Raw genomic sequence first — 6,597 nt, forward strand, 5'->3', positions numbered from 1 at the left:
ATCTATTCATGGATGCTACTGCTGATTTAATAGCAGCTGCCCAGGTATTGGGTGTAAAAGTTTCAATTTTAATTAAAGACTTGTTTCCCATTGCCTTTAATGTTTCTTCAGGCAAGATCGCCAGTTTGTCAAAAACATCTATCAAAGATTTTGCTGTTTCATGGGAAAAAGACATTCCATTTTGAGATTCATCGAGCAGATCAGGTAAACAACCGCATACAGTTGAAATAAATATTGGTAGTGATGCTGCCATTGCTTCATTAACCACCAGTCCCCAGGGTTCAAAACTACTGGGTAATACAAGTCCCGCTGCGGAAGCATAAAGCCCAGGTAATTCATTATATGTAAACCATCCCGTTAACGCCACAGATTCCGACAAATGCAGTTCATCGATAAGCTGTTGCAGGAATGTTCTTTGCGGACCATCGCCAACCAGCAACAAGCGATATCGTTTATGAATTGCTGATTGGGCAAAGCAACGAATTAAAAATTCAAGATTCTTCTCTTCACTATAGCGGGCGACACAAATAAGATATTTTTTTTCTCCTAACTGATTTGTTTTAAAATGATTATTATCAACTACGCTGTAACCTTGGGTGATTCGATTACTTTTAATTTTGTAGTTTCCGGAAAAATGACTGCAAGCTCTTTCTCCTGATACAAAAAAATGTCCGCCTAAAGCTTTTAACAACAATGATTTCAAATAATCCTTCACCTTGCCCCGCGAATACCAGGATTCAGAAAAGATAATCGTTTTAACACCATGCAGCCGGGCATACAGAAGGAACAAATGATATTCATTCCTGCCATATGGAAGTGCGATTACTTTTATGCTTTTTGTTTTAATTATTTTACGAAAGGCAAAAAATCTATTCAGCAAATCTTTATGTTCAGCGGCTTTTGCAGATAATATAAAATGCCTGCTACTATTCAGGCTATTCCATTTATACAGGGCATCTGATCCTGCCAGGTCTGCGGTGTACACATCCATATCCAATACTTCCTCGCAAGCCTTAATACGAGCCAGATGATAATCTCCAATCCGATCCCAAATAAATAAAATTGATTTCATACTAATTTATATAAACTTGAGGCAAAGTGGTCGATTGAATATTTTTCAATCGATTTTAAAGTATTGGATGAAGCTTTATTCAGTTCAGATGGATTAGAGAGTATGTGTAAAAGTATTTGTATTAACTCATTTGCTGAAGGTGTTTGCATTACCCATCCATTATTTTTATCCTGCACAACTTCACCACAACGATCTGTGGCAATAACCGGAAGCTTCCAGGCAAGTGCTTCCAGCTGTGTTAATCCAAACCCATCTGAAAGTGTTGGAAACAAAAATACATCTGCCTGCTGATAATACCTATCTGTTTCAGCTCTTGTCAATACCCCTTTATATATTACATTGGCTGTATGCAGTTGAGCATGAGAAAGCTCATTACGTCCGGCAATGATGAATTCGATGGGTTGATCTTTCAGTTTTTCTGCGGCCTCAAGTACCAGATGAATTCCTTTCCGTAACGTTAATGTTCCCAAAAACAAACACCGCAAAGGCCTTTGTCTTGTAAAAATATCCGGGTACGTTCTGTTGAATGCTACGTGTTCGTTTGTTATCTCGTACGGCAACGGAATTGTTACAATTTTATTACCGTCTATTCCATACGCCTGCAGTTGCCTTCGGCTCCATTCAGAATTTACCATAATACTGTCTGCAAGCATACATTCTTCCTTCCACTGCTGCCAATAAGAATCCGGTGCCGGTTGCCAGCTTGTTTCCGTTCCGTTTTGTTTTATAATATCCGCAACGATGTCTTCTTCACCTTTGCCTGGATCCATCTGATATAATATTGTTTTAAGCTTCTGCTCTTTAGCAATTTTAAAGGCAGTCAGAGATGTATAACTGATACCAAACACGGCGGTTGCCCCATTGCATTTTTTTTGGATTTCGCCTGCTGCATGTTTAAAATAGACATCTCTCGCAATTATTTGCTTCCATCCGTATTGCGGATATTTTTTTCTGATTTTATATTCTTCTATTAAAAACGATAATCCCAGTGCTTTTACATGAGCCGATGGAATGGAAGATGAGTATCTTCCGGCCAGCGACTTAAGCATATTTACAGGAAATGATCCAAGCAAAAAACGTATGATTGGATTTTTGATCCAGGTATCTGTTATTAATGTATGAAGAATGCCCGTCTTCATAAATGCTTTCGGGATAAGATAATGTGCGCGGGCCCCTATATGTACACAAATAACTTTAGGCATTACATTCAAGTCTGATTCGCTTACGTACATATTTTTTGTATTGGTACACAAATATTATGATAGGCCAATAACTCATAAAGACAATAGCAAAATCACCAGCTAAATCACCACTTCTGAATATGGGTATAAGTGCCGTTAATAATACACCAATTAATAATGCCGATAAATCAGAATTATACATACTCAATGAGCGATACAACCATATCAACAAAAATGCCCAGACAATAGATAAAAGTGGAATAGCAGCTTCTCCGCCTTCTGCATAGAATACACCATACAGCGTTGGTGAAAAGCCAATTTTAACCAACTCCAATCCATACTTTTCCTGATAATTCTGAAACCACCCTGCTAAAGGTTTTCCTTGCCATATAGTTCTGGGTATTGGTCGCAATAATATGTTTAGATGTTCTATTCCATATGTATGATCTAAATATTGAGGATATACCTGATACATCATCATAAATCCATCAATAAAATTCACATCATCGGATTCCTGTATACGATCATAACTTTCTTCATATAACTCTTCTGTAGACAATTCTGATTTTACATCATATCGCATAACCCTGGCAGCCGAAAAAATAACCATTATAACAAATAGGCCAACCAACATTACTCCCAACTTATAGACTGGATTCACTTTACGAACAAGAAAATAACCAACGGGAATCATCCAGCCCAAAAATTGAAAACGTAGTTCTGAACTATATGTAATGTATCCGATAAATAAAAACATTCCCAGGTAGAATAACTTAGTATAGAGTTTAGTTGTCTTGGTATTTAAGAAAAATAAAAACAACAGTATAATGAAGGAGCTGTTCGCAAGCTTGGATAAATTCCCGTATCCATCGCTGATATTACTTGCAAGAACTAATTGAAAAAAAGTAAATACGCCTAAGCCAATGAAAATATATTTCTTTCTGGAAAACAGGAAATCCTTGAGGTATGCGTTTGAATCTTTTATTTTAATCTTGGGCTGCTTATAAAAAAATATAAAGGTATACATAAGTACAGATGTACCAAGCAGTATCAATCCACTTATGATATATGCAAGTTCTAAATTGAAAATAAAACTAATCTGATAATTAAAGTTAACAAACTGACTATTTCCAATTTCCAGGGCAATAACTCTATATTCAACTAAAATATTAAATGCAGCCAGAAATAATGGAATTTCACATTTCTTATTTAAGTAAAAAAAAATTGCTACGAGCAAATTGACAAGCAAAATAACATACACAATATTTCTATCCATCATTCAAAGATTGGTGTATAGTTAATTTTATATGACAAAGAATTATTTCGCATTGCAATTCTTTTGGCAGGCGTGCCGGCAACAATCTCCAATGCCTGTACATCTCTGGTAACTACAGCACCTGCTGCTGCCACAGCACCTTCATTGATTGTAACTCCGGGCATAACCGTTACACCAGATGCAATCCATGCATGATGTCTGATCAATACTTCTTTACCTTTCACTCCGTGCTCATCATCGTTAGGATCATGGGCCAATGTCCAGATACGTGTATACGGACCAATGTCAACATTATTTTCAATTACAATAGAATACCTACGGCAATCCAAAACTACATATTGGTTTATAATGCTATGAGCTCCTATCTTAATATTCCAGAAGTTCAGAATTCTTGTATGCATTAATATGACAGCATCCGAAGAGATATTCCTGTTGAACAACCTTAAAAATGCTTTTCTAAAAAAATGAATAGGTATGTGTGTAATAATATCGTTAAAGATATGATTCAAAAAATATCCAATATATAATTTAAGTTGGGTCACTCTTTATTTTGTACTATATGTTTGAATTACATCCACAATATTTGTCCAGTTGGCAGCCTTCAGATATTGTTCCCATGATGCTGCTTTCTCATTGTTGCTGATTTTACGCATCATGTCGATTGTTTGAATCAGAGCATTTACATCATTAGGCCGGCAAGGTTCACCGATATTATATCTTTTACATACTTCCTGCAATCCGCTTGCTACATCCGTATAGATAAATTGTTTTTTATACGGCGCCAATAGATTCAAAATCCCGCTCTGAGAGGTAAATTCTGGTCTGTAATATAATAAAATTATGTCAGAAGCCTGAATACAAGCTGACAATTCAGTATCTGACAAAAACTTAACTTCAAAACATACCCTTTCAGAAATCCCTAGCGATTCAGCATGTTGTTTCAACTGATCAACGTTAACGGAGCTATTGGCAGGAGAACCTGCAATCAACAATTTGCAGTCCGGCATTTTTACCAGAGCCTGCATTGCGACATCATAATTTTTTTCTTCCCGGATATTTCCGATGATTGAAAGAAGCACATGTCCGTTCTTCCATTCTTTTATTTTACTGAACAGCAACGGATCGGCTTCGTGTGTATCATAAGTTCCGTGAACAATGGATCTATATACCGTCCCTGTATTGTTATAATATGGTTTATCCGGTAAATATTCATGGTAAAGACCGAGCTTCATTCTTGACATGATTAATTTCATGCAAAAAATTGAATATAGCTTGCCAAAAGGGTAATTATCTCTGTCCGGGTCATGTAAAATAATTACATGCTTATGCCGTGCAGCTAAAACAATCAATAAAAGCGTCCACAGAGGAGCGGAAAGTTGTTCAAAATCATTCCATATAACGATTGATTTTGGCGTTCTCCAAAGGTATAATAGAAATCTGACAGGATTATATATCTGCCTGCCAATAAAAAACAACCGGGAAAATAGTCTGTTTTTAAACTTCCGCTGATCATTTGCTAATATATATTTTACGGCTGTATCAGGAATGGATTGCAATGAAAACTGTGTCTTGAAGGGCACTATTAATGTCGTTTCAATCTTTTTGTGAATACATGCCCGATAGAGGTATTGCGAATACTCAAAGCACCCTCCTTTTGAACTGGATTCATAAATGATCACCTTCATTATTTTAACACCTGTTTCAATAACAATGCTCCTTTACGTATTTTCTCAGAACTGAAAAAATATCCTTTTATATACCCTTTTTCATATTGAAACCTGGAAAGTTCAATAATAGGTATTGTATAAAGATATGTTAAAAAAGAATATTTAGGACTTTTATAACGAAGCCAGTTTTTAAATGCCCACCAATACGGACGGAACCCTACCAGTGTCAAGCCCAATAAAACCAAGGCCAGACTTATTTTCATATTAAAAAATACATAAAATGGAATTGCTAAAATAAGACAGATATAGAACATATATCTTAACATACTCTCGACTGACTTAACAATAAACTGTCGTTGATTTACATGTGCTTCCCCATCGCCCAACCCATACCGATATGCCTCTTTACCGTATGCCTTTAGGGTTGTATGTCGCCCCCAATATACATAAGGTTCATTTACATACACTATTTTATGGTTTTGCTTCAACAAGATCATTCCAAAAACCAGATCATCTGCCGCAAGCGTTAACCATTCCGGATAACCTCCTATTGATTCCCATACAGATTTATGATAAGCAATAGATCGGGAAGAGGGTATGAAGCCTTCATGAGGAGCCACATAGTAGCCATCGCATATAATATAATTTGCTTTAGCAGGCTCTGTTTCTATGTCCGATTCAATAACTTCAAACGTTCCGCCAACAACTTTTACATTGTTATCTTCAAATGGTTTTACCATCGACTCGATCCATAAAGGATTAAATCTACATCCAAAATCAGTCGAAAGAATGTATTCATGTGAAGCTTCATGAATAGCTTTATTCCGTCCTTCGGCAACATTACATTTTGGCCATGATAAAATTTTAACAGGAAAGGAAGTCTTCCCGGCCCATGCTCTTAAAATAGCCACCGTATTATCTGTAGAACCTGCATCGGTTATAACAACTTCATCCGGCAGGCGTGTTTGAGCTGATATATCATTCAAGGTATCCTGGATACGTGCTGCTTCATTAAATACAGTGGATACCAATGTTACTTTCATTACTATTATTTATTTACAACACAATTTATTTTACATGTAAACGTAAGCATCTTGACTTAAAAGTTTGAAAATGCGCTATCCCATTTCCTGGTAACATCTTCCTTCTTTTTAATAAATCCCCGTAATTGAATTTTATCCAACTTTACAGCAAGTTTATATTTAAGCAATTCATTTCCTTCCCTGCCTACATACTGGTTTAAATCTATTTCATCAAAATAATCTGACATATTATTTTTTATAAATTTAATTACTTTCAGCACATGAGGATCACGGCAATCATCAAACAGCATAATCCCCTTTGTGCTCATAAGCTGAGCACAATAGTAATAGTCAATGAATACATCTTCAAAAAGATGCG

At 36.1% G+C, this 6,597-nt stretch carries 7 protein-coding genes; all 7 read right to left on the bottom strand.

Annotation, left to right across the window (positions count from 1 at the left end; genetic code table 11):
• Positions 1-1,072, bottom strand: a 1,072-nt coding sequence (locus ACTHJT_RS07325; protein WP_440237349.1) for a glycosyltransferase family 4 protein, incomplete at its 3' end; no start/stop codon positions are given.
• Entirely contained in the window at positions 1,069-2,304 is a 1,236-nt protein-coding gene (locus ACTHJT_RS07330; protein WP_440237350.1) for a glycosyltransferase family 4 protein, read from the bottom strand. The genes ACTHJT_RS07330 and ACTHJT_RS07325, both read right to left, overlap by 4 nt.
• Positions 2,267-3,532 (bottom strand): hypothetical protein, encoded by a 1,266-nt coding sequence (locus ACTHJT_RS07335; protein ID WP_440237351.1) that lies wholly within the window; start codon positions 3,530-3,532, stop codon positions 2,267-2,269. Before ACTHJT_RS07335 ends, ACTHJT_RS07330 begins: the two co-directional genes overlap by 38 nt.
• A complete protein-coding gene (locus tag ACTHJT_RS07340; RefSeq protein WP_440237352.1) occupies positions 3,529-3,930 on the bottom strand; it encodes an acyltransferase in 402 nt (133 codons plus the stop codon). The genes ACTHJT_RS07335 and ACTHJT_RS07340 overlap by 4 nt, the downstream gene beginning before the upstream one ends.
• Before the next feature lie 144 nt (positions 3,931-4,074).
• Positions 4,075-4,782, bottom strand: coding sequence for a glycosyltransferase (locus ACTHJT_RS07345; protein WP_440237353.1), 708 nt, complete (start codon positions 4,780-4,782; stop codon positions 4,075-4,077).
• Positions 4,783-5,213: 431 nt separating this feature from the next.
• A complete protein-coding gene (locus ACTHJT_RS07350) occupies positions 5,214-6,239 on the bottom strand; it encodes a glycosyltransferase (RefSeq protein ID WP_440237354.1) in 1,026 nt (341 codons plus the stop codon).
• A gap of 56 nt (positions 6,240-6,295) precedes the next feature.
• Positions 6,296-6,597: hypothetical protein (locus ACTHJT_RS07355; RefSeq protein WP_440237355.1), on the bottom strand; the 302-nt coding region annotated here is incomplete at its 5' end.

It is taken from the genome of Cytophaga sp. (assembly GCF_051961495.1).
Taxonomy (GTDB): Bacteria; Bacteroidota; Bacteroidia; order Cytophagales; family Cytophagaceae; genus Cytophaga.